Annotated in this window: 30 protein-coding genes; 13 read left to right on the top strand and 17 right to left on the bottom strand. The window is 54.7% G+C overall.

The window, feature by feature from the left end; genetic code table 11:
• The 10 genes from B2U47_RS09085 (at nucleotide 1) to B2U47_RS09040 (ending at nucleotide 6,275) form a co-directional block, all read left to right on the top strand.
• Complete coding sequence (locus B2U47_RS09085; protein WP_296679632.1) at nucleotides 1-828, top strand: DUF692 domain-containing protein; 828 nt, start codon at nucleotides 1-3, stop codon at nucleotides 826-828.
• Entirely contained in the window at nucleotides 825-1,586 is a 762-nt protein-coding gene (locus tag B2U47_RS09080; protein WP_296679634.1) for a DNA-binding domain-containing protein, read from the top strand. Before B2U47_RS09085 ends, B2U47_RS09080 begins: the two co-directional genes overlap by 4 nt.
• A gap of 86 nt (nucleotides 1,587-1,672) precedes the next feature.
• Nucleotides 1,673-1,903 carry a hypothetical protein gene (locus tag B2U47_RS09075; RefSeq protein ID WP_296679635.1) on the top strand — a complete coding sequence of 77 codons (231 nt, stop codon included), beginning with the start codon at nucleotides 1,673-1,675 and terminating at the stop codon, nucleotides 1,901-1,903.
• Between the two features lie 3 nt (nucleotides 1,904-1,906).
• Entirely contained in the window at nucleotides 1,907-2,923 is a 1,017-nt protein-coding gene (locus tag B2U47_RS09070; protein ID WP_296679637.1) for an AraC family transcriptional regulator, read from the top strand.
• A gap of 100 nt (nucleotides 2,924-3,023) precedes the next feature.
• Complete coding sequence (locus B2U47_RS09065) at nucleotides 3,024-3,872, top strand: NAD-dependent epimerase/dehydratase family protein (protein ID WP_296679639.1); 849 nt, start codon at nucleotides 3,024-3,026, stop codon at nucleotides 3,870-3,872.
• A gap of 3 nt (nucleotides 3,873-3,875) precedes the next feature.
• Nucleotides 3,876-4,349, top strand: coding sequence for a DUF2269 family protein (locus B2U47_RS09060; RefSeq protein ID WP_296679641.1), 474 nt, complete (start codon nucleotides 3,876-3,878; stop codon nucleotides 4,347-4,349).
• A 144-nt stretch (nucleotides 4,350-4,493) separates the two neighbouring features.
• Entirely contained in the window at nucleotides 4,494-4,721 is a 228-nt protein-coding gene (locus B2U47_RS09055; protein WP_296679643.1) for a type II toxin-antitoxin system Phd/YefM family antitoxin, read from the top strand.
• On the top strand, nucleotides 4,718-5,122 hold the full coding sequence (locus B2U47_RS09050; RefSeq protein ID WP_296679645.1) for a type II toxin-antitoxin system VapC family toxin: 405 nt from the start codon (nucleotides 4,718-4,720) through the stop codon (nucleotides 5,120-5,122). Before B2U47_RS09055 ends, B2U47_RS09050 begins: the two co-directional genes overlap by 4 nt.
• A 3-nt stretch (nucleotides 5,123-5,125) precedes the next feature.
• Nucleotides 5,126-5,812, top strand: a complete 687-nt coding sequence (locus tag B2U47_RS09045) for a PDDEXK nuclease domain-containing protein (RefSeq protein WP_296679809.1) — start codon at nucleotides 5,126-5,128, stop codon at nucleotides 5,810-5,812.
• Between the two features lie 118 nt (nucleotides 5,813-5,930).
• Nucleotides 5,931-6,275, top strand: a complete 345-nt coding sequence (locus tag B2U47_RS09040; protein WP_296679647.1) for a DUF4166 domain-containing protein — start codon at nucleotides 5,931-5,933, stop codon at nucleotides 6,273-6,275.
• Nucleotides 6,276-6,346: 71 nt separating this feature from the next.
• Here the strand turns inward: B2U47_RS09040 and B2U47_RS09035 are convergent, their stop codons facing one another.
• On the bottom strand, nucleotides 6,347-6,616 hold the full coding sequence (locus tag B2U47_RS09035) for a formylglycine-generating enzyme family protein (RefSeq protein ID WP_296679649.1): 270 nt from the start codon (nucleotides 6,614-6,616) through the stop codon (nucleotides 6,347-6,349).
• On the bottom strand, nucleotides 6,609-7,079 hold the full coding sequence (locus B2U47_RS09030; RefSeq protein ID WP_296679652.1) for a toll/interleukin-1 receptor domain-containing protein: 471 nt from the start codon (nucleotides 7,077-7,079) through the stop codon (nucleotides 6,609-6,611). The genes B2U47_RS09035 and B2U47_RS09030 overlap by 8 nt, the downstream gene beginning before the upstream one ends.
• Nucleotides 7,080-7,146: 67 nt before the next feature.
• Between B2U47_RS09030 and B2U47_RS09025 the strand changes: the two genes are divergently transcribed.
• Nucleotides 7,147-8,088, top strand: a complete 942-nt coding sequence (locus tag B2U47_RS09025; protein ID WP_296679653.1) for a DUF808 domain-containing protein — start codon at nucleotides 7,147-7,149, stop codon at nucleotides 8,086-8,088.
• Here the strand turns inward: B2U47_RS09025 and B2U47_RS09020 are convergent.
• The 13 genes from B2U47_RS09020 to B2U47_RS08960 form a co-directional block, all read right to left on the bottom strand.
• Entirely contained in the window at nucleotides 8,081-10,117 is a 2,037-nt protein-coding gene (locus tag B2U47_RS09020) for a transglutaminaseTgpA domain-containing protein (RefSeq protein WP_296679654.1), read from the bottom strand. The genes B2U47_RS09025 and B2U47_RS09020 overlap by 8 nt on opposite strands.
• Entirely contained in the window at nucleotides 10,110-11,084 is a 975-nt protein-coding gene (locus tag B2U47_RS09015; RefSeq protein ID WP_296683351.1) for a DUF58 domain-containing protein, read from the bottom strand. The genes B2U47_RS09020 and B2U47_RS09015 overlap by 8 nt, the downstream gene beginning before the upstream one ends.
• The gene (locus B2U47_RS09010) at nucleotides 11,065-12,000 is read right to left on the bottom strand and encodes an AAA family ATPase (RefSeq protein WP_296679659.1); all 936 of its coding nucleotides are present in this window, start codon (nucleotides 11,998-12,000) and stop codon (nucleotides 11,065-11,067) included. Before B2U47_RS09010 ends, B2U47_RS09015 begins: the two co-directional genes overlap by 20 nt.
• 91 nt (nucleotides 12,001-12,091) lie before the next feature.
• A complete protein-coding gene (gene yjgA / locus B2U47_RS09005; RefSeq protein WP_296679661.1) occupies nucleotides 12,092-12,598 on the bottom strand; it encodes a ribosome biogenesis factor YjgA in 507 nt (168 codons plus the stop codon).
• A gap of 92 nt (nucleotides 12,599-12,690) precedes the next feature.
• The gene (locus B2U47_RS09000) at nucleotides 12,691-13,119 is read right to left on the bottom strand and encodes a F0F1 ATP synthase subunit epsilon (protein WP_296679663.1); all 429 of its coding nucleotides are present in this window, start codon (nucleotides 13,117-13,119) and stop codon (nucleotides 12,691-12,693) included.
• Nucleotides 13,120-13,131: 12 nt separating this feature from the next.
• Complete coding sequence (atpD, locus tag B2U47_RS08995) at nucleotides 13,132-14,508, bottom strand: F0F1 ATP synthase subunit beta (RefSeq protein WP_296679666.1); 1,377 nt, start codon at nucleotides 14,506-14,508, stop codon at nucleotides 13,132-13,134.
• Nucleotides 14,509-14,547: 39 nt separating this feature from the next.
• Nucleotides 14,548-15,405: a F0F1 ATP synthase subunit gamma gene (gene atpG, locus B2U47_RS08990; RefSeq protein WP_296679668.1), complete on the bottom strand. Its 858-nt coding sequence runs from the start codon at nucleotides 15,403-15,405 to the stop codon at nucleotides 14,548-14,550.
• A 15-nt stretch (nucleotides 15,406-15,420) separates the two neighbouring features.
• On the bottom strand, nucleotides 15,421-16,962 hold the full coding sequence (atpA, locus tag B2U47_RS08985; protein WP_296683348.1) for a F0F1 ATP synthase subunit alpha: 1,542 nt from the start codon (nucleotides 16,960-16,962) through the stop codon (nucleotides 15,421-15,423).
• 28 nt (nucleotides 16,963-16,990) lie between these two features.
• Entirely contained in the window at nucleotides 16,991-17,527 is a 537-nt protein-coding gene (locus B2U47_RS08980; RefSeq protein ID WP_296679672.1) for a F0F1 ATP synthase subunit delta, read from the bottom strand.
• Between the two features lie 10 nt (nucleotides 17,528-17,537).
• Nucleotides 17,538-18,008, bottom strand: coding sequence for a F0F1 ATP synthase subunit B (locus B2U47_RS08975; RefSeq protein WP_296679675.1), 471 nt, complete (start codon nucleotides 18,006-18,008; stop codon nucleotides 17,538-17,540).
• Nucleotides 18,009-18,054: 46 nt separating this feature from the next.
• Complete coding sequence (gene atpE / locus B2U47_RS08970) at nucleotides 18,055-18,345, bottom strand: F0F1 ATP synthase subunit C (RefSeq protein WP_296679676.1); 291 nt, start codon at nucleotides 18,343-18,345, stop codon at nucleotides 18,055-18,057.
• A gap of 56 nt (nucleotides 18,346-18,401) precedes the next feature.
• Entirely contained in the window at nucleotides 18,402-19,277 is an 876-nt protein-coding gene (gene atpB, locus B2U47_RS08965) for a F0F1 ATP synthase subunit A (protein ID WP_296679679.1), read from the bottom strand.
• A 41-nt stretch (nucleotides 19,278-19,318) separates the two neighbouring features.
• A complete protein-coding gene (locus B2U47_RS08960) occupies nucleotides 19,319-19,669 on the bottom strand; it encodes an ATP synthase subunit I (RefSeq protein WP_296679681.1) in 351 nt (116 codons plus the stop codon).
• Nucleotides 19,670-19,785: 116 nt separating this feature from the next.
• Between B2U47_RS08960 and B2U47_RS08955 the strand changes: the two genes are divergently transcribed.
• Nucleotides 19,786-20,262, top strand: coding sequence for a thioredoxin family protein (locus B2U47_RS08955; RefSeq protein ID WP_296679684.1), 477 nt, complete (start codon nucleotides 19,786-19,788; stop codon nucleotides 20,260-20,262).
• Between the two features lie 33 nt (nucleotides 20,263-20,295).
• Here the strand turns inward: B2U47_RS08955 and B2U47_RS08950 are convergent, their stop codons facing one another.
• Both B2U47_RS08950 and B2U47_RS08945 read right to left on the bottom strand, forming a co-directional pair.
• Complete coding sequence (locus B2U47_RS08950) at nucleotides 20,296-21,042, bottom strand: LytR/AlgR family response regulator transcription factor (protein ID WP_296679686.1); 747 nt, start codon at nucleotides 21,040-21,042, stop codon at nucleotides 20,296-20,298.
• Nucleotides 21,043-21,049: 7 nt separating this feature from the next.
• Nucleotides 21,050-22,093: a sensor histidine kinase gene (locus tag B2U47_RS08945; protein WP_296679688.1), complete on the bottom strand. Its 1,044-nt coding sequence runs from the start codon at nucleotides 22,091-22,093 to the stop codon at nucleotides 21,050-21,052.
• A 239-nt stretch (nucleotides 22,094-22,332) separates the two neighbouring features.
• On the opposite strand from B2U47_RS08945, the gene argH reads away from it, so the two are divergent.
• The gene (gene argH, locus B2U47_RS08940; RefSeq protein WP_296679690.1) at nucleotides 22,333-23,733 is read left to right on the top strand and encodes an argininosuccinate lyase; all 1,401 of its coding nucleotides are present in this window, start codon (nucleotides 22,333-22,335) and stop codon (nucleotides 23,731-23,733) included.
• Nucleotides 23,734-23,748: the final 15 nt, after the last annotated feature.

Below are 23,748 nucleotides of genomic sequence, written 5' to 3'. Positions count from 1 at the left end.
ATGCACCACCCTGCCTTGCATGGGGCAGGGCTTGGTTTCCGGCGCGACCATCTGGACGCGCTGGAATATCAAGTGCCTGACTGCATTGATTTCTTTGAAATTGCCCCGGAAAACTGGATCGGTACCGACAACACCAGCGCCAAACGTCTGCGGGCTTTCACCGAGCGTTACCCGTTCGTGTGTCACGGTCTGTCGCTGTCGCTGGGCGGTCTGACTCCGCTAAATACCGAGCTATTGACCGACATCAAGCAATTCATGCGCGAACACCATGTGCCGTTGTATACCGAACACCTTTCCTGGTGTTCCGACCACGGGCAGTTATACGACCTGTTGCCATTGCCGTTTACCGAAGATGCCATCAAACATACCGTTGCCCGTATCCGCCAGACCCAGGATGTGCTGGAACAACAGATCGGCATTGAAAACGCTTCCTTCTACCTGCAAGCCCCCCTCAACGAGATGGATGAAGCCGCTTTCATCAACACCATCCTGAGCGAAGCCGATTGCCTGCTGCATCTGGACGTGAACAACGTCTACGTGAATAGCGTCAATCATGCTTACGACCCCTATGAATTTTTACGCAAACTACCCAAGGAACGGGTGGTTTACCTGCACATGGCCGGGCATTACCAACAGGCAGAAAACCTGCTGATCGACACCCACGGGGAAGCGGTCATTGACCCGGTTTGGCAACTGCTGGATTTCACCTACCAGCAATTCGGCATTTTCCCCACCCTGCTGGAACGCGACTACAACATCCCCCCGCTGGCAGAACTCGTGCCGGAAGTGGCGCAAATCGCCAGCCTGCAACGGAAATACCGCGCATGAACGCCACGCAAGCCTATCAACGCGCTTTTGCCGCCCATTTGCGTGACCCGCAAGCCAACCCGCTACCAGCGGGGGTGAATCCCGCCCGTGCCGGGGTATATGTCGAGCTGCTGTTCAACAATGTGGAAGATTTCCTCAGCCATGCGCTGCCTGTGACACGCAGTCTGCTGGATGATGCCCAATGGCACGGGCTGGTACGGCAGTTTTACGCGGAACATGCCTGCCTGACACCCTATTTCCGCGACATTTCGGCAGAATTTGTGCAATGGCTAAGCGGGCGGTTTGCTGCTACCACACTCAGTGAAGGCTTGCCATTTTTGCTGGAACTGGTGCATTACGAATGGGTGGAAATCCCCCTGTTGCTTGACCCCACCGAGATCAACTGGCACGCCATCAACCCTGAAGGCGACTTGCTGACCGGGCTACCCGTGTTGAACCCGGTGATGTTGCTGCAAAGCTACCAATACCCGGTGCACCGTATCGGCGCGGATGCCTTGCCCACTGATACCGAGCCTACCCATCTGGCGCTGCTGCGAGACCCTCAGCGGGACAAAATCCACTTTGTGGAACTGAATGCAGCCACCATGCGCTTGTTGCAACTGTTACAAGCAGATATGGGCAGCCGGGATGCCATCCAGCAACTGGCACTGGAAATGCAGCATCCTGACCCACAGCAACTGCTTCATTTCGCTGAACAAATCCTCACACAACTGCGCACGCAGCAAGTCATCCTCGGCACTGCCATCCGTCAGGCATAAATACCAGTTTCTACCGGCATCATGTGCTGTTTGTTGGCAGAATATGCTATTAATGGTGGGTGTTTTGTATCAAACGAGTGTTCACGATGAAACAACCCCACCCTATCACGGCTGCTGTCGGCGGCCTGCTGTTATGCGCTACCCTGCTGACTGGCTGCGAACTCATGCCAGCACCGGAAACCGAGACCAAAAGTATCCAGGATATTGCTGCCGAAGCCCTTAATTCCAAAGGCAAACTGAGTAAGGAACAGATTGATGCCCTGATCAGAGCCAATGCCAAATGTTCACCCAATGACACCATCATCAACCGGTCGTAAACCATGCAAACGCTTGCCATCCTGCTGAGCGGCTTTTCGGTTTTCAGCGCCCTGTTGCTGATGCTGACCCACTTCCGCTGCGAGCATTACAAGGGCAACACGCTGGCACAAGGCATGGGCATCATCCTGTTGCTGACCCTGGCAGCCTTGCAACTGGCACATTTTGCCTGGTTGCAGGGTGATGCCGATCTCATCCATACCCCTTACTATCAGGTCATGCTGTTTGCGGTGGCTCCTGCGTTTTACCTGTTCAGCAAACCGTTGCTACAGGCTGAAACCACGCTCAACCCTTACCAGATACTGCATCTGCTGCCGGTACTGATTGCCCCGCTGCTGCCCTTCCGGCTGGCCTTGCCGCTGGCGTTTGCCATAGGTGCTGGCTATTTGCTGTGGCTGGGCTGGCATGTGTATGCCTTGCGGGCGCAACGTAGCCGCTTCCGGCTGGAACTGCTGATTCTCGGCGCGGTGTTTGCCCTTGCCCTGCTGGTCATGCTGCTGGGGCTGGGCTTACCCTTGCTGCCCGAACAACTGTTTTTCAGCCTGTATGCGAGTGCGATTGGCGGGGCATTCCTGCTGGTTGGCATGGCGCTGGGGCTGACCCCGCAACTGCCCACCGATGTGGCGGAAGCCGCCCGCGAAACCTATGCCGTTTCCACCCTCGCCAATGTGGATGTGGAGGCGATGCTGATACGCCTTGGTAATCTGATGGATCAGGAACAGGTTTTTCAGGAACCGGATATGGATTTACCCACGTTGGCGGAACGCATGGCGCTTTCCCCGCACCAGTTGTCGGAACTGATCAACACCCGTATCGGCAAGGGCTTTTCACGCTATATCCGCGAATACCGGGTGGAAGCGGCGGAAGATTTGCTGCTAGATCGGCCTTCCATGCCAGTGCTATCGGTGGGGCTGGAAGTTGGCTTTACTTCGCAGTCGAATTTCTACGAGGCTTTCCGCGAAATGACCGGCATGACACCGGGGCAATACCGCAAGATTCACCAGCTTGCGGCTGCGGAATGATCTTTCCGTAAGCGGATTTTGTTCCTGAGCTATCAATGTGGAGGTTTTGCCTCCACTACTTGCCTATGCTGGCAAGTATCAACAACTTCAGGAAGCAGACATGAACATCCTCCTCACCGGCGCCAGTGGCTTCATTGGCGGGCATATCCGGCAGGCATTGCTCGCCGCCGGGCATCACGTCACCCCTGTTTCCCGCCAGCACGGGCTTGATTTCACCCGGATGCTCACCCCGCAAGACTGGTTGCCCCACCTGCAAAACGTGGAGGTGGTCATCAACAGCGTGGGCATCATTGCCGAAACCCGTGGGCAAACCTTTGCAGCCCTGCATTACCGTGCACCTGCTGCGCTGTTCCGTGCCTGCGTGATGGCAGGTGTGCCACGGGTGGTGCAGATTTCTGCGCTGGGTGCGGATGAACAGGCATTCACCCCCTACCAGTTGAGCAAGAAAGCGGCGGATGATGTGCTGCGTGAGCTGCCGCTGGAATGGTTCGTGCTGCGCCCGTCGCTGGTGTACGGAGAAGGCGGCAAGAGTTCGGCACTGTTCCGTTACATGGCTAACCTGCCGGTCATACCGCGGGTGGGGGATGGCGGGCAACGCATCCAGCCGGTGCATGTCAGCGATGTGGTGGCAACGGTCATGCAATGCCTGCAAGTGGCTTCGGCGCGGCGCACGCTGGATGTGGTGGGGGCTTACCCGCTGAGCTTTGTCGAGTGGCTACAAGCGATGCGGAGGGAGGCGGGGAAAAAGCCTGCCCTGACCTTGCCCATTCCACTGGGTCTGGTGATGGCAAGCGCACAGGTGGGGCGTTTCCTTGTACCGATGTTGCACCCGGACAATTTGCGCATGTTGCAGCGGGGAAATGTGGCGAATGTACAGCCGCTAGCCGATTTTTTGGGGAGAAGCCCTCACCCCCCTGCCCTATCTCCCGCCAAGCAGGCGAGGGGGTGAAAGATGGAATATTTACTCCTGAAATATTTGCATATCCTCAGCATGGTGCTGTTGTTTGGTACGGGGCTGGGCAGTGCGTTCTACAAGTGGATGGCAGACCGCAGCGGCAATCTGGCGCATATCGCGGTGGTAAACCGGCATGTGGTGCTGGCAGACTGGATTTTTACCACGCCAACCGTGATTTTCCAGCCCTTGAGCGGTTTGTGGATGGTGGCGTTGCTGGGTTTGCCGCTGAGCACACCGTGGGTTGCCATCAGCCTGGGCTTGTATGTGCTGGCGGGTGTGTGCTGGTTGCCGGTGGTGTGGCTGCAAATTCGGATGCGCAACCTTGCTGATGCTGCGCTCATTTCCCAAACGCCCTTGCCTGCCCAATACTGGTGGTATGCGCGGGTATGGTTCTGGCTGGGTGTGCCCGCGTTTGTGGCGATGGTGGGCGTGGTGTTTTTGATGGTATTCAAATCCCAATTCGGAGGCTGACATGGCAACTCAACCCTTGATGCAACAAGCCCTTGGCCTGCAACGGAATCGCTAATAGCAGACTAACGACCGGATGTGAACGACCTTGGTACTTGCCAGCACCCAATAGCTTAGCTAAAGTCATGACTAACCAAGGAGCTAGCCATGCAAGTCAACATCCACGAAGCCAAAACCCAGCTTTCCCACCTCATACAATGCGTGCTGAACGGGGAGGAAGTCATCATCGCCCGCAATAATCAACCCGTAGTGCGCCTGCAAGCCCTCACCAAGCCACCCGCCAAACGCAAGCTCGGTTCACTACGCGGTTTGGTTAAATATGTCGCTGATGACTTCGACGCACCGCTGGATGATTTTCAGGAATACATGGCATGAGGGCATTATTGGATACCCATACCCTGTTATGGCTGGTTGATAACCCTGACAAACTGCCTGCCACCGTCACAGCCATCTGCGAAGACGAAAACAACGCCCTTTTCATCAGCATTGCCAGCTTCTGGGAACTCGCTATCAAGATGAGCCTCGGTAAAATCGAACTGGACGACAATGCCTTGGCTCACCTGAAAACATGGTGTGATGACAACACTGTCCAGCTTTTGCCGATCAGCCTGAGCCACTGCCAACAGGTTCAAACCCTCCCCTTCCATCACCGTGATCCGTTTGACCGCTTGCTGATTGCGCAGGCATTGTGCGATCAGTTGGTGCTGCTCAGTGCCGACGGGCATTTTGCTGATTACGGCGTTGAGGTGATTTGGAAACATTCAAAGGATACCTGATACCTGTCCAACAAACTCAGTCGTGAGTTCGGCAACGGTTTCAAAGAGCGCAATATCCAATACATGCGGGCGTTTTATCTGGCTTACCCAATTTCGCACGCAGTGAGTGCCAAATTGACGTGGACACACTATCGCCACCTGTTGCGCGTTGAAAACCCCGCCGCTCGCGACTGGTACGCCAACGAAGCTATCACCCAAGGCTGGAGCACCCGTGCCCTTGACCGCCAGATCAGCACCTTGTTCTATGAACGTCTGCTATCCAGCGGCGATGCGCACAAAACGGGAGTCGCTGCCGAAGCCCGACAATTGATTGCCGAACAAGCTCCACCCGACCCGCGTGATTTCATCCGTGACCCTTACGTGCTGGAATTTCTGCAAGCCAAGGTGGACGCAGGTTTGTACGAGAAAGATCTGGAACAGGGTTTGATCAACCAGCTCCAACAATTCCTGATGGAACTCGGCAAAGGCTTCGCCTTTGTCGCGCGGCAAAAGCACCTGCGGGTTGAGGGCGAGGATTGCTTCGTCGACTTGGTGTTCTACAACTACCTGCTGAAATGCTTTGTGCTGATTGACCTCAAAATCGGCAAGCTGACGCATCAGGATGTGGGGCAAATGGATATGTATGTGCGGGTATTCGAGGAGCAGTACCGGGGCGAAGGCGATAACCCGACGCTGGGTTTGTTGCTGTGATCCGAGCGCAATCAAGCGGTTGCCAAGTATTCACAACTGGCAGATAACCCGCAACTGTTTGCCAGCAAATATAGCCTGTACCTTCCGACCGAGGATGAATTGCGGCTGGAGCTGGAGCGTGACCGCAGTCTGGTTGAGAGTGCGTTGGCGGAACAATCGGCGGTTTATCGAATGCCATCGACTACTGGCGTTTAGCCTCACAGGCTTGTTTGTCCTCGGCGCGTTGGTAGGCATGGCGGTGTCGGTGGTGGATGGCAAGCTGCATTACAGCGGGCGGCATCTGGTGCTGAAGCTGGGCAGCGTGCTGATCCCGATCCCGGAATGGCTGGTGTTGGGGCATACCACGATTGTGGAAACGGCGTTGGACGAGGGCGGGTTTGCGATGGATTTTAGGCTCACGCACCCGTGGTTTGGGCAGGTGTTCCGTTATGCGGGACAATTTCGCACGGAATCACGCACCTAAAAATCGCCGCCGCTACGCGGCGGACGCTCCCGGCACTGGCGTGATCTGGTGCTGCTCCGCGACGCACCTGCTCACACCCGCGCCGTCCGCGTAACACCCCGCCTCCGGCGGCTGCGGCTCTGCCGCCCTGCATGACCTGAGATCATAGTGTCACCGAAAGAAAACGGGGTATGCGTTCCTGCGCGGCAAGCGTATTCCCACTCTGCTTCCGTCGGCAGACGCGGGCTTAAGTCCGCTACCCGTGCGTTCAGTTGCTGGAAAAAACCTTGCACATCATGCCAACTGACCTGTTCCACCAGGTTATCGAGGTTATCCTGAAAATAGGCGGGATTTTCACCCATCACCGCTTTCCACAAGGCTTGGGTACAAGCCGTATCCGCCAACCCAAACCCCTTGCACATTTAGGTCAGCGTAATGCCCGTATGAATCGCTGCCTGCGTTGCTTGCCCACGGGGGAGAAATCCCCCTCGTTCCCCCGCTCCCGCCCACATGATGCCCAATCGCACCCAACAACGAAGCCCAATGAAGCTCCTCGCAAAAATCCAGCACCTGTAAATGCCGTAACCACAACGGGTGACGCACCTTTTCAGCCAGTACCGGGATCACCGGAATACCGATGTCTTCCGCCATGCTGACTTCATTGTGTACCCACTTGGAAGTACGCACTTTTTCGGAAACGACCAGCACCATCACATCGCTGCTTTCGAGTTCAAACTCCAGCTTGTGATACCACACATCCCCCGGTTTCAAACCCCTGAGAAAAACAACCTGACATCCCGTGTGACCAGAGCTGAACACCCTCATAGACCAGCTAGCCCCATCCGTGTAGCATACCGCCCGTATAAATAAAACCTAAATCAAGGAGTTTGCAATGGCGGGTGGCAGCCTTTTAGCCTTACTGGACGACATTACCACCGTCCTCGATGATGTTTCCGTCATGACCAAAGTGGCGGCGAAGAAAACGGCAGGCGTGTTGGGCGATGACCTTGCCCTGAATGCCCAACAAGTGACAGGGGTACAGGCCGACCGTGAATTACCGGTGGTATGGGCGGTTGCCAAAGGCTCTTTCATCAACAAGCTGATTCTGGTTCCAGCAGCCTTGCTGATCAGTGCCATTGCCCCTTGGCTGATTACCCCGCTGCTGATGATCGGTGGTGCTTACCTGTGTTTTGAAGGTTTCGAGAAAATCGCCCACAAGCTGCTGCACAACCACCACGAAGCTGCCCAAGAGGAAGCAGAATTACTGGAAGTGGCACGTAACCCTGACATGGACATGGTGGCTTTCGAGCAGGACAAGATCAAAGGGGCTATCCGCACCGACTTTGTGCTGTCGGCTGAAATCATTGTGATTGCGCTGGGTGTGGTGGAAAAAATGCCGTTTCTGCAACAGGTACTATCCCTGTCCACCATCGCCATCCTGATGACTGTGGGTGTGTACGGGCTGGTGGCAGGCATCGTCAAGCTGGACGATCTCGGTTTATACCTGACCAGAGGGGCAAGTGGTTTCCGCCGAGCCATCGGCAATGGCATTCTGGCGTTTGCGCCCTGGCTGATGAAAGCGCTCTCGGTGGTTGGTACTGCCGCGATGTTTCTGGTCGGCGGTGGCATCCTGCTGCACGGCATTCCGCATTCGCATGATTTTCTGCATGGGGCGGAACTGTTCGTGCAACAGGTCGGCTGGCTGGGTGGCGTGTTGGCAGCGATTGCCCCGATCTTGCTGAGCGGTCTGTTCGGGGTGTTGGCGGGTGGTCTGGTACTGGCAGTGGTTGCGCCAGTTTCCGCCCTGATCGGCAAATTCCGTCAGGCTAGCTGAGCTTACCCAGCAATGCCTTCAACTGGCGGGTGTGCTTGGCATACCCGCTGGCATCCGGCAGGTAACAGAGCGTTTCATACACTTGGGTAAAGGCACGGATGTTGTCCGACTGCGCAGGCAAGGCTGCCGCTGCCTGTTGCGCAAATGCCCCCGGAGCCTGCCCCGGCTGACGCACTACCCCGCGTTTCGCCAGGATTGCACAAAAACGCCGGTAGAGCTGGTGTTCCAGTGCTTCGCGGGCATGACGGCGTGCCAACCCCAGCATCAGCAGCCAACCCAGCAGAATGACAACAAGGACACCCCCCACCAGCGTCGCCACCCGCAGCAAGGTCAGTTCACCCAGAATGGCGTGCAGCAAATCCATCTGCGTCGTCTGATCATAACCCAGAACCCAGCGCTGCCAACCGTATTGCACTGCATCCAGCTTGTGGCGCAAACCATTCAGCCACGGCAGGTGACGGGTACTGAGCAACTGGCCTTGCAGAAAACTGCCTTCTGCCTGTACGGCGGCTTCCAGCCCCTGCTCCACCCGTTGCGGGGCAATCACCGCTGTCGGGTCAATCTGCACCCAGCCCTTGCCTTGCTGCCAGACTTCCGCCCAGGCATGGGCATCGTACTGGTGAACCGCGAGGTATTGCCCTTGCGCATTCCATTCCCCACCCTGATAGCCAGCCACCACCCGCGCCGGAATGCCCGCTGCCCGCATCAGGAACACGAAACTCCCGGCATAATGGGCGCAAAACCCGCGCTGTGATTCAAACAGGAATTCATCAATGGTATTGCTGTCGCCCAGCGTGGGCGGGCGCAGGGTGTAGAAAAACTGTTGCTCACGGAAACGTGCCAGCACCTTGTCGATATACGCCTGCTCGCTCCCCGTCTCTTGCCGCAGGCGTTGCGCCAGTTCCCGGCTGCGCAGGTCGCCATCCGTAGGTAACTGCAAGGCCAGCTCACGCAAGGAAGACGCCAGTTGTACATCACGCAGGGCTTGCGGATAACTGGTGGCTTTCAACAACAGGGGAGCTTGAAGCTCCTGCGCTGCCATCACCCGGAAATCAGCCGCCTGCAACACGTCTCCAGCCACTTTCAGGGTTGGCGACAAGGTAAACAGCCAAGGCTGCCCGGTCTTTTCGTATACCGCCTCGTATTCAATGGGTGTCCCCGCCACCTGCACCGCATCAGGGCGGAAAGCATATTCCTGCCTTACCAGTTCCTTCATTTGCCACAAATCCGGGGTTTGCTCGAATTGCCGCCATTCGTGCCCGTCAAAATGGTTGAGTACCAGCCCACGCCAGTACAACTGGTTCTGCGCAGGGCGTTCCCCCTTGAATGTCACCCGGAAAGCCAGTTCCGCCGACTGGCTGAGGCTGGCAATATCCCCCGGCGTCATGCGGTCGGAAATGCCGGTTTTGGCCTGATCCGTCAGCATCGGCAATGACCACAGCGGCTGCAAACGTGGCGCAAACACAAACAGCAGCAGCATCAACGGCACACACTGCAACAACATCACCGCTGCCAGCCGCAGGTTGAAACGTACATTTTGCACAGCGGTAAATTCCGCCACGGTTTGCTGTGTGCCAATCAATGCGCCGGTCAGCACCACCAGCGAAACCACCCCATACAACCCCGCCAGAATGCTTTGCGTATACAGGAAATGCAGCGCCACCAGAAAATAACCGATGAACACCACCACCAGCGCATCCCGCCGCTGGATCACTTCCAGCGACTTGAAGGCAAACCCCAGCAGCAACAGCGCTGACATGGCTTCCAGCGAAGGGAACTTCAAACCACTCAGGAACAGGCCACCGATCCCAAACAGCATCAAGCCCAGCTTGAGCAGGGTTCCCGGCTGGCTTGCCCCGCCTGACAAGACCCACAAGCGCCAGCCCGCCGCAAACAGCACCAGCGGAATCAGCCACACCGGCAAATGCAGGGCAAAGGGCAACATCACCACCAGTTGCGCCGCCAGTAACCAGATCATGCCGGAGTAAGTGATGTAATTATTCCCCCCCGTCCCCAATCCGTTACCCATCTGTCACCCCGTACAATGCCAATGCCCGCAAACACTGTGCCTTGTGGCCTTCACCCTTGCCGGGCGCAATGGTTTTACCGGGCAGTTTCAAGCCGTAGCAACGCTGAGCCTGATGGAATTCCAGCACCTTGCTGCACAGGTGTGACAGGCGTACCTCAATCCCCGGCAAGGGCAGCTCGTCCCAGTCCAGCCATAGGTCGTGGCTGGCATAATCGGCGAACACCTTGGTATGCAGCTTGCCGGTGCGGGCATATTTTCCCCAATGGATATGTTTGGGCGCATCACCGGGACGATAGTCACGGATACCGCCAAAATCACTGCTGCCCCCGGCAATTTCCAGCCCGTCTTCACTGCTGACAACCGCCGCCTTGCCTTGCGCCTGCCAGTTTTTTTCCACGGGTTTGGGATAAACAATGCCCTGCATATCCAGCGTCACATATGACCAGGCCAGTGCCAGCCCGGCAGGATAGCGGGTAGCAACATGGATGCGCGGTGGCTGGAAACGCCCACGTTGCGTGGTACTGTGGGACAGTTTCACGCGGGTACTGCTGACTGTCGCCAGATTGACCTGCACGGCATCCTCACCCGGCCAGCCCAGATGCAGGGCAAATTTGCGCTGGGTGTCAGGGCAAGCCAGCCCGATTTCCACCACGGCTTTTTCCCCGGCAAAACAGGGTTCCACACCAATGGCACTGATGGTCAGCCCCGACAGGTTGCGCCATGTGTAGAAAATGTTGAGCAACAACAACGACAGCAACCAGAAACAGACGGCATAGACCAGCGAATTTTGGAAGTTGATCCCCAGCAGAAACAGCAGCAAGACCATCAGCAGCAGCCCCAGCCCGGTCTTGCTGGGAACGATGAAAATGCGGCGCTGGTCAAGGGTGGTTTCGCGGGCTTGTGGCAAGCGCTGTTTTACCCAGGCATCCAGCCGGGCTTGCAAGGCTTCAACCATGACCGCTGCCAATCACGTCCACTTTGTCGAGGATATGCCGCGCCAGTTGCTCACCCTGTGTTTCCTCGCGCCCGACCAACCGATGGCCTGCCACTGCCACAAACACGGCTTGCACGTCTTCCGGCAGCACATGCCCACGCCCTTGCAGCAATGCCCAGCTTTGTGCACTTTTCACCAATGCCTGTGCCCCGCGTGGTGATAGCCCCAAATGGCATACGTCGCTTTGCCGGGTATGTGCAATCAACCGCTGAATGTAATCCAGCAGGTTGTCTGACAGCTTGACCTGTGGAACCAGCGATTGCAGGGCCTTCAGGCGTTGCCCATTCAACACTTGCGGCAAGTTTGCCAGCGCCTGCCGCCCGTTGCGGCCTTTCAGCAATTCCCGCTCCACCTGTGGGCCTGGATAGCCCAGCGATACCCGCAGCAGGAAACGGTCAAGTTGCGATTCCGGCAGGGGGAAGGTTCCCGACTGACTTTGCGGGTTCTGGGTAGCAATCACGAAAAACGGGCTGGGCAGACGATGGGTTGTGCCATCCACACTCACCTGCCCTTCCTCCATCGCTTCCAGTAGGGCGCTTTGCGCCTTGGGGGTGGCACGGTTGAGTTCATCGGCAAGGAACAACTGGCTGAACACCGGGCCTGGGTGAAAACGGAAACTGCTGCTCTGGCTTTCAAACACCGATGCACCGATCAGGTCGGCGGGCAACAGGTCGCTAGTGAATTGCACCCGTTTGTATTCCAGACCACAAACCTGGGCAAGCGCATGTGCGAGGGTTGTTTTGCCCATGCCGGGCAGGTCTTCGAGCAGCAAATGACCGTTGGCGAGCAGGCAGGTCAGCGCTAGCCGCACGGGTTGTTCCTTGCCGAGAATGACTTTGTTCAACTGGGCAAGCGTTGCCTGGATGAGTTGCGGGGCAGCCGTTGTCATGTACGTTTCCATTATTGTTATGCATTGGGTATGGGAAACGACTTTACACCAGTGTGGCAGGCTTGCCTATTGGCTTGCGACCGCTGGTCGGTTAAATGCTTGCCAGATCACGCAACAGTTTGAACAGTTCGCGGCTGCTTTTCGGGGGCTTGTTGGCAGCCTGTTCCTTGCGGGCGTTGCGAATCAGGGTACGCAAGCGCTGCACATCCACCTCCGCATATTGCTGCATGAACTCGCCGATGGCGTCATCATCAGTCAGCAAGCGGTCACGCCAGCGTTCAAGCTGATGGAATTTTGCATTCTGGCTGCGGGCAGTGCGATCCCATTCGTCGAATTTGGCTTGGATCGGTTCCAGCTCTTCCTTGCGCATCAGCTTGCCGATGTATTGCTTCTGGCGACGGATAGCGCCGTAAGCCGTCAAGCGTTTGGCAAGCATGACCGCATCGTAGAGGACTTCCGACAAGCCCAGTTGGTCGAGTTGTTCCTGACGCAGCTCAATCAGGCGCTCACCCAAGGCTTGCGCTGCTTCGGCTTCGCGCTTGATTTCGCTTTTGCTGATGAAATCGTCGTCTTCATCGTCTTGGTCGGTGTAGTGCACGGGGTAATCCTGCCTGATGAAATAATGAATTGCAGTTTAAAGCAAAAAGGCTCCCGAAGGAGCCTTTCTGTTTGATGCGGACTTGCCGAAACTTAGTGACCGCGCATCTTGCCGATCCGGTGCAGCATTTCGATCTGCGCCTTGGCGGCTTCCAGCTCAGCCTGGATCGCCTCATAGTCGAGGTCTTCCGGGTCTTTGCCTTGCAGCGCGTCCTGGGCTTGCTTCATCGCTTCGCGGGCGGCTGCCTCATCGAGGTCTTCCGCACGCATCCCGGTGTCAGCCAATACCGTCACTACGTGTGGCTGGACTTCCAGTACACCACCGGAGACGAACAGCGATGCCATTGCGCCTTCTTCGGTTTTGTACTGCAACTCGCCTGCACGCAGCTTGGAAATCAACTGGGAGTGACGCGGGAGAATACCCAAGTCACCCATGACACCCGGTGCAATCACTTCTTCGACCGTGCCGGAGAACAAGGACTGTTCTGCCGTCACTACATCCAAATGAAATGTCATCGCCATGATGCCCTCCTATCAGAGCTTCGTAGCTTTCTCGACCACTTCTTCGATGCCGCCGACCATGTAGAACGCCTGTTCTGGCAGGTGGTCGTATTCACCGTTGAGGATTGCCTTAAAGCTGCTCAGCGTGTCTTTCAGGGTGACGTATTTGCCCGGTGAACCGGTAAATACTTCCGCCACGAAGAACGGCTGGGACAGGAAGCGCTGGATACGACGTGCGCGACCAACGACCTGTTTGTCGTCGTCGGAGAGTTCGTCCATACCCAGAATCGCGATGATGTCCTTCAGTTCTTTGTAACGTTGCAGGATACCCTGGACACCACGCGCGATGCTGTAGTGTTCCTGACCAACAACCAGCGGGTCAAGCTGGCGGGAGGTGGAATCCAGCGGGTCTACCGCAGGGTAGATACCCAGTTCCGCGATGTTACGTGACAATACCAGAGTCGCATCCAAGTGGGCGAAGGTGGTCGCAGGGGATGGGTCAGTCAAGTCATCCGCAGGAACGTAAACCGCCTGGAAGGATGTAATCGAGCCAGTCTTGGTGGAAGTGATACGCTCTTGCAGTGCGCCCATTTCTTCCGCCAGTGTTGGCTGATAGCCTACCGCAGATGGCATACGACCCAACAGTGCTGATACTTCTGTACCCGCCAGGGTGTAACGGTAGATGTTGTCAACGAACATCAGAACGTCACGACCTTCGTCACGGAAGTATTCCGCCATGGTCAGACCAGTCAACGCTACGCGCAAACGGTTGCCAGGTGGTTCGTTCATCTGACCGTAAACCAGTGCTACCTTGTCGATAACGCCGCCTTCAGTCATTTCGTGGTAGAAGTCGTTCCCTTCACGAGTACGCTCACCTACACCTGCGAATACAGACAAACCGCTGTGTTGCTTGGCGATGTTGTTGATCAGTTCCATCAGGGTTACGGTTTTACCTACACCCGCACCACCGAACAGACCGATTTTACCACCCTTGGCGATTGGCATGATCAGGTCGATAACCTTGATGCCCGTTTCCAAGATGTCGATACCGGATGACAATTCATCATACGCAGGCGGCGCACGGTGGATTGGCATTTTGGTTTCGCAAGCAACCGGGCCTGCGTTGTCTACCGGATCACCCAGTACGTTCATCACGCGACCCAGTGTACCAGGGCCTACCGGAACAGAGATTGGCGCACCTGTGTTCGCCACTTGCATACCACGACGCAGACCATCAGAAGCCCCCATCGCGATAGCGCGTACAATGCCGTCACCCAACTGCTGCTGGACTTCCAAGGTCAGACCCTGGTCGGCTACTGTCAACGCATCGTAGACTGCCGGAACGTTGGCGCGTGGGAATTCCACGTCGACAACCGCGCCGATAACTTGAACGATGTTTCCAGTACTCATTATTCAGTACCTCACTAAAATTTAAAATCCGTAACAGCCTTAGACAGCCGCAGCACCTGCAACGATCTCGGAAATTTCCTGGGTGATTGCCGCCTGACGCGCCTTGTTGTAGATCAGCTTCAGTTCGCCGATCATTTTACCCGCGTTGTCGGAGGCGCTTTTCATCGCAACCATCCGCGCTGCCATTTCACAGGCAACGTTTTCAACAGCGCCTTGGTAAATCAGCGATTCAATATACCGCTGCATCAACGCATCAATGACTTCTTTCGACTCAGGTTCGTAGAGATAGTCCCAATGGTGCTTGATTGAATCCGTGCCAGAAGCAACCACCGGGATGAGCTGTGTCACCTGCGGCTTTTGCGTCATGCTGTTGACGAATTCATTCTCAACCAGGAAAAGGCGATCAATCCGGCCTTCCTCGTAAGCATCCAGCATCACCTTGATCGTACCAATCATATCCGCCACTTTGGGGGTATCCCCCATGTGGGTTTTCTGGGCAACGATCCCGTAACGACGGAACGCCGCAGCCGCTTTGGCACCGAAAACACAGATGTCGACTTCGACATCCTGTTTTTTCCATTCTGCCATGCTCTGCAACGCACGCTTGAACAGGTTGACATTCAAACCACCACACAAGCCCCGGTCAGAGGACATAATGATGTAGCCAACCCGTTTCACGTTTTCACGCGTCTGGGTATAAGGGTGTTTGTACTCAAGATGACCATAGGCCACGTGGCTTACCACTTGGCGCATTTTGTCAGCATAAGGGCGGCTGGCTTTCATCCGATCCTGCGCACGACGCATTTTGGATGCAGCCACCATTTCCATTGCCTTGGTGATCTTCTTGGTATTGCCGATACTCTTGATCTGGGTCAGTATTTCTTTACCAACTGCCATAGTAATGACCTCCCATTACCAGGTGTTGGTTGACTTGAATGTTTCCAGTGCTTTTTTCATTGCACCAGCAATCTCGTCGTTGAAATCACCTTTCTCGTTGATCTTGTCCAGCAGTTCCTTTTGGGAAGAGCGCAGGTAGCTCAGCATCGCGGCTTCAAAGTCCACAATTTTCTTCGCGTCTACGTCATCGAGGAAACCCTCGTTGGCGGCATACAGCGAAAATGCCATTTCTGCCACGGACAGTGGGGAGAATTGCGGCTGCTTCATCAGTTCAGTAACGCGCTGACCACGAGCCAAGGACTTACGTGTACCTTCGTCAAGGTCGGAGGCAAACTGGGAGAATGCTGCCAGTTCACGATACTGCGCCAGTGCCAAACGCACACCACCACCAAGTTTCTTGATGATCTTGGTTTGTGCAGAACCACCTACACGGGATACTGACAAACCTGCGTTGATCGCTGGGCGGATACCGGCGTTGAACAGGTCGCTTTCCAGGAAGATCTGACCATCAGTGATCGAGATTACGTTGGTCGGAACGAACGCAGAAACGTCACCACCCTGGGTTTCAATGATTGGCAGTGCAGTCAATGAACCTGTCTGACCTTTCACCTCACCCTTGGTGAATTCTTCAACGTACTCCGCATTTACACGCGCCGCACGCTCCAGCAAACGGGAGTGCAGGTAGAATACGTCCCCTGGGTAGGCTTCACGACCCGGTGGGCGGCGCAGCAACAGGGAAACTTGACGGTAAGCCCAAGCCTGCTTGGTCAAGTCGTCGTATACGATCAGGGCATCTTCACCACGGTCACGGAAGTATTCACCCATGGTGCAACCCGCATAAGGCGCGAGGTATTGCATGGAAGCCGGGTCAGCCGCTGTTGCAGCCACCACGGTAGTGTATTCCAGTGCGCCGTACTCTTCCAGCTTGCGAACTACGTTGGCAACAGAAGAGGCTTTTTGACCGACGGCAACGTAAATACATTTTACGTTCTTGCCTTTCTGGTTGATGATTGCATCGACTGCTACGGCAGTTTTACCAGTTTGGCGGTCGCCGATGATCAGTTCGCGCTGACCACGACCGATTGGCACCATGGAGTCCAGCGCTTTCACACCGGTTTGTACCGGCTGGTCAACGGACTTACGTTCAATAACGCCCGGCGCTACACGTTCGATAGGTGCGAAACCATCGTTATCGACCGGACCTTTACCGTCAATCGGGTTGCCCAGTGCGTCTACGACGCGACCCAGCAAACCACGACCGTGTGGCACTTCCAAAATACGGCCTGTACATTTTACGGTGTCGCCTTCAGTGATACCTTTGTAGTCACCGAGGACAACCGCACCGACGGAATCACGTTCCAGGTTCAAAGCCAGACCGTAAGAACCGTTGGAGAATTCGATCATCTCGCCGGACATTACATCGCCAAGCCCGTGAAGGCGGACGATACCATCCGTAACGGAGACAACCGTACCCTCAGTGCGAGCTTCAGCGCCAGATTCAAAGCTGCTGATGCGCTTTTTAATCAGGTCACTGATTTCAGTTGGGTTAAGTTGCATATGCTATTCCTCAATCTATCGGCTGGGCTTAACGCGCCAACGCCGCCTTCATATCTTTCAGCCTGCTATGGATCGAGCCATCAATCACCAAGTCACCCGCGCGGACAATCGCGCCTCCCATCAGGGTTGGGTCAACTTTGGTAACGAGCTTGATCTCACGTCCCAAGCGTTTCTGGAGAGCCGCAGCGATCTTCTGCTGCTGGTCATCACTCATTTCCTGTGCAGAAACAATCTCCGCTTCTATCGCACCTTCTGCTTCCGCCCTCAATTGCTCGAAGATGGTCGCCATTTCCGGCAACAGTGCGAAACGGTCATTTTCCGCCAGAGTCTTAAGCAAATTGCGACCCTGATCGTCGAGCGCATCACCTGCAATCTCGGCGAAAATGTCTGCTTTCTGCTCTTTGCTCATGCGAGGATGGGCCAGCAAGGAAGCTGAACCTTCTGCCGCGACTACCGCAGACATGGCTGCCAGTTGTGCTGACCACTGGGGCAGCTTCCCGGCTTCCTGAGCCATCTCAAACACCGCACGGGCGTAAGGACGGGCAGCGGTTGTCAATTCAGACATGGTTCATTCCTCAGATTTGTGCGGCCAGTTCGTCCAATGCTTTGGCGTGTGCTTTAGCATCGACTTCACGACCAAGAATTTTCTCAGCCCCAGCAATAGCCAGTGCAGAGACCTGTGAACGCAGGCTTTCACGAGCGCGGGAAACTTCCTGCTCGATGTCTGCCTGAGCAGCCACTTTCACGCGACCTGCTTCTTCCACAGCGGCATTCTTGGCTTCGTCGACGATTTCAGCCGCACGCTTTTGCGCTTGTGCGACGATTTCGGCAGCTTCAGCCTTGGCCTTTTTCAGTTCGTCCAGTGCTTTCTGGCGAGCCAACTCTTCTTCGTGCTTGCCTTTTTCGGCAGCAGCAAGACCGTCCGCGATACGCGCTTTACGATCTTCCAGCACTTTCAGCATTGGCTCCCACAGAACGCCCTTGATAAACCAGATCAGGATCGAAAAAACGATCATCTGACCAATCAGGGTTGCAGTTACGTTCATGGGTTTAACCTCCGAATGTTAGTAACAACGTGTAACAATCGGATGATTAACCGCCCGCTGCTTTCATCGCTGCGGTGAATGCACCTGCGATAGGGTTAGCAAAGATGAACCACATAGAGATACCCAGAACGATCATTGGGAATGCTTCCATCAGACCGCCAGTGAACAGCATTTGACCAGTCAATTGCGCACGCATTTCAGGTTGACGTGCGATGCCTTCGATGAATTTGGAACAGATCATACCCCAGCCCAGTGCAGAACCCAGACCAGCAGCCGCCAGGATGATACCAACGCCAACCGCAGTGTATGCGTAGATCATTGCAAGATTTGCTTCCATTGTTTCAGTCTCCAGAAAAGTTAAAAATCAAAAAAGTAAAAATAAAACCGTAACGCTTAGTGATGTTCGCCGCCCTGACTTGCCAGACCCAGATAAACAATGGTCAGCAGCATGAAGATGAACGCCTGCAATGGCACAACCAACAGGTGGAAGAGTGCCCACAATGACCCCAGTGCTACCTGCGCAGGCATTGCCCAAACAGAAAACGCCAGCAGTGCAATCAACAGGAACAGCAATTCGCCCGCGAACATGTTTCCGAAGAGACGAAGGCCAAGACTGATGGGTTTGGCAACCTCTTCAATCAGGGTCATCACGAAGTTGATCGGGGCAAGAATGATTTTCACCACCACATTTTCTGCTGAAAACGGATGGAAGAAGAAGGACGTAAAGTATCCCACTGCCCCTTTGCTTTTGATGTTGTAGTACAAAATCAGCGCAAACACGGACAAGGCCAAACCAAACGTGGTGTCAAGATTGGTGGTTGGAACAACCTTCAGGTAAACGTGATGCGGATCAGCACCAAACAAGCTAGCAATGCCACCAGCCAAAGCAGGCAACAAATCAACAGGCAGGAAGTCCATTGAGTTCATCAACAGAACCCAGACGAAGATGGTCAACGCCAAAGGACCAACCAAACGGTCGGCATTCGGAAAAATGTCTTTGACTTGTTGGTTGACGAATTCAACCAGAGTTTCCACGACATTCTGCGCCCCTGTAGGCGCATCAGGATTGAGATTTTTGCCAACTTTCCAGGCAAAGAAAGCAAACAACCCTGCGAGTAGCGCACTGAACAAGAAAACGTCTACGTGAAACACGTTGAAGTCAACAATTTTGACTGCTTCCCCGTGCTCAACGCCAACGCTCCAGTTGGTCAGATGGTGCTGGATATACTCAACAGGTTTTGAGATTGCTGGCGCGTTAGACTCGCTCACAATTCACCCCGTACACTAAAGTTAAAAAACCTTTGCTGGAATCACCCGGCCTGGCGGGTTCCCATCAGCATATAAGCCAGTTGCGCCACCATAAACGTTCCCAACAAGGGAACTGGGGTCAGTTCCAGGTAGCCAAGACCGAAACCCAACGCAACCAGCACAAATACAAATCGTTGTACAACCCCAAAGTACAGCGCATACACACTACGCTCCGGGTTTGTTTTGGCTATTTCCCCTGCCACTGCGACGCGCCGGGAAAGCAGCATGGTATTGGCAAGTGCCACCGCACCACCATAGAATGCAGGAAGCAACGCCGCATCACCTTGATAAAACCGGGAAACTGCTGCTCCCGCCAGTATCAGGATCGCCTGAATGATAAGTACGTTGCGCATCTGCTCCTTGGTCGTTACCTGGCTAAGCCTTGTCCGCGAATCCGGGGAGTATAAAGATATACTAATATAGGGTCAACCACTGGATGAACGCGATGATACCCCCTCTTGGGAAGTGCTTGCAACTGATATTGTCGACATTTCTGCTGCTTATGCCATTCACGGGCAGTGCCAGCGAAAAGCCGCCCAGCACAAAGGAAGCAAATGATTTCCAGACCATCAGTGCAGAAATGCGCAGCAGGAAACTGCCATTATTACTTGCATTTCGTGCTGAATATTGCGGCTTCTGTCGACAATTAGAAAACGAATACCTAATTCCCATGCAGCAGGATCAACGCTACACCGAGCGTATCCTGATTCGCTCATTCACGTTGGGCGCAACAGAAACACTAACCGATTTTGACGGGAAAAAGTTGGAGGCCGAAACATTCACCAACCGTTACAGCGCTTCACTCACGCCAACACTGGTTTTTCTGGATGCCGACGGCAAGGAAGTAGCAGAACGGCTACTGGGCTATAGCAACCCGGACTTTTACGGCAGCTATCTGGAAAGCGCCATTGACGCCGCATACAAGGCAGTCAATGGCAAAATGTAGCGGGGCGTGCAGAACACACCCCCAACAGCAGGGTTAGCGGGCGCGGACAAAACGGCGCACTTCCGCCAGATGGCGGCGGCTGACTTCCAGTTGATCCTTGACGTTATCCAGCACCACCTGAGTGCGACCAATGGATGACTTGGACAAACCGGAAATAGCTGTTTTGGACACCAGCGCATTGCGGTGGATACGGATGAAACGGTCAGCCAGATCGGTTTCCAAAGATTTCAGCGACTCTTCGATAATGACCTCGCCTTTCTTGTGGCGCACGGTCACATATTTTTGGTCTGCCTGGAAGTACACAACGTCTTCAATCGGGATCAACTCAAGATTACCGCGCATACGGGCGCAGATATGCTTGCGTGATGCCAGATTGCGACCATCGCGGTTTTCCAGAGCCTCCATGCGTTGGGCACGGTTCAGGGAGCGGGCTTGTTCCAGACTTTGTAATAATTGTTCTTGTCTAATCGGTTTCATAAGATACCCTGTTGCTTTTGTTGAAAAGGCTTCTAAAGCATATTCACCATACGCTGTGGTGAATATGACGGCAGGAGGGCTGTCCATGCCCGAAATGTGCCGCGCGGCTTCCAGCCCGTCCATTCCAGGCATGGAAATATCCATCAGCACAATGTCCGGCTGATAACGTTCTGTCATCAGCACTGCATCCACCCCGTTTTCGGCTTCTGCACAAACTCCGTAGTCGATCTGACTGGCCAATAATCCCTTGATACGCTCGCGGGCATACTCCTCATCATCAACAACCAATATTTTCAATGTCATAGTTCTTCTACTCCTTGGGGATGGAAAATGAGACCCGGTACTGCTGGACACCCTTCTGAATCTTCAAATTAGCCCGGTCGCCATAAGCCAGCTTCAAACGGCTGGTCATGTTCTCCTGAGCTATGTGGTTTCCTTTTGTGTGGGTACTGACACCCGTCGGGGGCAACGGGTTGGTAACAGACACATCCAGACGATTACCTGCGTCATACAGGCTGACTGTCAACAGCCCTCCATCCTGACGTGGCTGGATTCCATGATAAACGGCGTTTTCAACCAGCGGCTGCAAGATAAACGGTGGAATTTCCATATCCAGTGGCAGACTATTGCGATCCATATCCAGATTGACATGCAGGCGTTTTTCGCCCAGACGCAAACCTTCCATACGCAAATAAGCCAGTGTCAAATCCAGCTCTTCCTTGAGAGGGATACGGGAACGCTTGTCCAAGGTCATGCGCATGATGTCAGACAAATCCAGCAATGCCTCCTCGGCCCTGTCCGGTTTGATGTGCACCAAATGAGCAATGGTATTCAGGCTGTTGAACAGGAAGTGCGGGCGCATCCGCGCAGACAAGGCAGCATATTTGGCAGCGGAGTCCGCTTCGATGGTTTCTTCCCACTGACTATGGATATAGAAATACCGCAGTAACACCAGCACGATAACCAGACTGATGACCAGATTCTTGAAAATGAACAGGGTACTGACCACCGCGTCGCTCACAACACCTGTCCTGCCCGACAATTCCAGTCCCAAGATGGAAGCCGCCAAGGTAAACACCGCCACGGTTGCCAGCACAATCACCGAAGCACGCGCAACCGAAGGCTTTTCCACAAAACGACCGATGAAACACAGGGAAAAAATGGAAGCCAGTGTCACCCACTGCACAAACAGCGAATGCAAACCAAGGTTAACAAAGAAATCGCTCAGATCGTTGGCAACCGTCAACGCCAGCACAACTGCCAGAAATTCCGCAGCCAACACAGCACGCAACAATGCCTGTGGCACACAGAGATTGGGCAAGTAACCTAACGTTTTTCCATTGAATGATGGCATCTCTTGCTCTCAATCAGGCCAACCCGTAACGGGCGTTAACGTTTGGAACCTGATCCAGTTTTTATCGTTTGTAATTTTTATTCATTAGCTGGCCTGACTAGCAGGCTGAGCAATTATGTATACTATCTGCAACCAACGTTGCCGTAGTACCACATATGAACTGCATTTTTAATTCTTCCACAATGTGATAATGTCTGGCAACTTTTTTTAGCAACTTGATGAAAAATCAGTACTAACCCATGAGCCAACAGCAACAAGACTCTACCAGGGACAAACCCTGGGGTGGACGCTTCAGCGAATCCACCGACGCTTTCGTCGAAGAATTCACCGCCTCCATCAACTTTGACAAACGTCTGTACAAGCACGACATCCAGGGATCCCGCGCCCATGCCCGCATGTTGGGTAAGGCAGGGATATTAAACGCCAGTGAAGTTGAACAAATCCTGAGCGGATTGGATGCTATTGAAAAAATGGCAGATAACGGTGAGCTGGAGTGGAAAGTCGCTCTGGAAGACGTGCACATGAACGTGGAAGCCCGCCTCACCGACCGGATCGGTATAGCTGGCAAGAAACTGCACACCGGACGCTCACGCAATGATCAGGTAGCCACCGATGTACGCCTGTGGCTGCGTGAACAGGTCGACGGTATCAGCCATGAGCTGCGTCGCCTGCAACACGCTTTGGTAGAGGTCGCAGAACGCGAAGCAGACACCATCCTGCCTGGCTTTACCCACTTGCAGGTAGCGCAACCGATCACGTTCGGGCATCACATGCTGGCGTGGTTTGAAATGCTGCAACGCGATTTCGAGCGCTTGCAGGATTGCCGCAAACGCATCAACATCATGCCACTGGGTGCAGCAGCACTAGCTGGCACAACCTACCCCATCGACCGCGACTACACAGCGCAACTACTGGGTTTCGAGCGCCCTGCCCGCAACTCGCTGGATGCCGTCAGCGACCGTGATTTCGCCATCGAATTTACCTCAGTTGCCTCGCTGATCATGATGCACCTGTCACGTTTTTCAGAAGAGCTAGTTCTGTGGACTTCAGCACAATTTGATTTCATCCGCCTGCCCGACCGTTTCTGCACTGGCTCTTCCATCATGCCGCAAAAGAAAAATCCAGATGTGCCGGAACTGGTGCGGGGCAAAAGCGGGCGAGTGTTTGGTCACCTGTTCTCCCTGTTAACCCTGATGAAAGGTCAGCCACTGGCTTACAACAAGGACAACCAGGAAGACAAGGAACCGCTGTTTGATACGGTGGATACACTGCTTGGCAGTCTGCGAGCCTTTGCCGACATGATGCCGCACGTTCAGCCCAAACCGGACAAAATGCGCCGTGCAGCCATGCAAGGTTTCTCGACTGCCACCGATCTGGCTGATTATTTGGTACGCAAAGGCTTGCCATTCCGTGATGCACATGAAGTGGTTGGCAAAGCCGTCGCCCTAGGTGTGGCAACCGGACGCGACCTCAGCGAAATGCAACTGATCGAACTACAGGCATTTTCCGAGGCCATTGGCGATGATGTGTTTGCGGTATTGACGCTGGAAGGCTCCGTTGCTGCCCGTAACCATCTGGGTGGCACAGCACCCGATCAGGTCAGAAAGCAGGCGGGAGTAGCTCGCACCTTACTGGGCTAAACCCTTACCCCCTCT

It is taken from the genome of Thiothrix sp. UBA5583 (assembly GCA_002425225.1).
Lineage (GTDB): Bacteria > Pseudomonadota > Gammaproteobacteria > Thiotrichales > Thiotrichaceae > Thiothrix > Thiothrix moscowensis.
Note: the sequence above shows the minus strand (reverse complement) of the source record. Positions and strands in the feature narration are given on the sequence as shown.

Coding starts and splice junctions, on each gene's coding strand:
- B2U47_RS08960 (WP_296679681.1), bottom strand. CDS start 19,669: ATGCGCAACGTACTTATCATTCAGGCGATCCTGATACTGGCGGGAGCA.
- atpG (WP_296679668.1), bottom strand. CDS start 15,405: ATGGCAGTTGGTAAAGAAATACTGACCCAGATCAAGAGTATCGGCAAT.
- B2U47_RS08980 (WP_296679672.1), bottom strand. CDS start 17,527: ATGTCTGAATTGACAACCGCTGCCCGTCCTTACGCCCGTGCGGTGTTT.
- B2U47_RS09075 (WP_296679635.1), top strand. CDS start 1,673: ATGAAACAACCCCACCCTATCACGGCTGCTGTCGGCGGCCTGCTGTTA.
- argH (WP_296679690.1), top strand. CDS start 22,333: ATGAGCCAACAGCAACAAGACTCTACCAGGGACAAACCCTGGGGTGGA.
- B2U47_RS09065 (WP_296679639.1), top strand. CDS start 3,024: ATGAACATCCTCCTCACCGGCGCCAGTGGCTTCATTGGCGGGCATATC.
- B2U47_RS09010 (WP_296679659.1), bottom strand. CDS start 12,000: ATGACAACGGCTGCCCCGCAACTCATCCAGGCAACGCTTGCCCAGTTG.
- B2U47_RS09055 (WP_296679643.1), top strand. CDS start 4,494: ATGCAAGTCAACATCCACGAAGCCAAAACCCAGCTTTCCCACCTCATA.
- B2U47_RS08950 (WP_296679686.1), bottom strand. CDS start 21,042: ATGACATTGAAAATATTGGTTGTTGATGATGAGGAGTATGCCCGCGAG.
- B2U47_RS09080 (WP_296679634.1), top strand. CDS start 825: ATGAACGCCACGCAAGCCTATCAACGCGCTTTTGCCGCCCATTTGCGT.
- B2U47_RS09070 (WP_296679637.1), top strand. CDS start 1,907: ATGCAAACGCTTGCCATCCTGCTGAGCGGCTTTTCGGTTTTCAGCGCC.
- atpD (WP_296679666.1), bottom strand. CDS start 14,508: ATGAGTACTGGAAACATCGTTCAAGTTATCGGCGCGGTTGTCGACGTG.
- B2U47_RS09050 (WP_296679645.1), top strand. CDS start 4,718: ATGAGGGCATTATTGGATACCCATACCCTGTTATGGCTGGTTGATAAC.
- atpA (WP_296683348.1), bottom strand. CDS start 16,962: ATGCAACTTAACCCAACTGAAATCAGTGACCTGATTAAAAAGCGCATC.
- B2U47_RS09000 (WP_296679663.1), bottom strand. CDS start 13,119: ATGGCGATGACATTTCATTTGGATGTAGTGACGGCAGAACAGTCCTTG.
- B2U47_RS09035 (WP_296679649.1), bottom strand. CDS start 6,616: ATGGGTGAAAATCCCGCCTATTTTCAGGATAACCTCGATAACCTGGTG.
- B2U47_RS09060 (WP_296679641.1), top strand. CDS start 3,876: ATGGAATATTTACTCCTGAAATATTTGCATATCCTCAGCATGGTGCTG.
- B2U47_RS09085 (WP_296679632.1), top strand. CDS start 1: ATGCACCACCCTGCCTTGCATGGGGCAGGGCTTGGTTTCCGGCGCGAC.
- atpE (WP_296679676.1), bottom strand. CDS start 18,345: ATGGAAGCAAATCTTGCAATGATCTACGCATACACTGCGGTTGGCGTT.
- B2U47_RS09025 (WP_296679653.1), top strand. CDS start 7,147: ATGGCGGGTGGCAGCCTTTTAGCCTTACTGGACGACATTACCACCGTC.
- B2U47_RS08975 (WP_296679675.1), bottom strand. CDS start 18,008: ATGAACGTAACTGCAACCCTGATTGGTCAGATGATCGTTTTTTCGATC.
- B2U47_RS08945 (WP_296679688.1), bottom strand. CDS start 22,093: ATGCCATCATTCAATGGAAAAACGTTAGGTTACTTGCCCAATCTCTGT.
- B2U47_RS09020 (WP_296679654.1), bottom strand. CDS start 10,117: ATGGGTAACGGATTGGGGACGGGGGGGAATAATTACATCACTTACTCC.
- B2U47_RS09030 (WP_296679652.1), bottom strand. CDS start 7,079: ATGAGGGTGTTCAGCTCTGGTCACACGGGATGTCAGGTTGTTTTTCTC.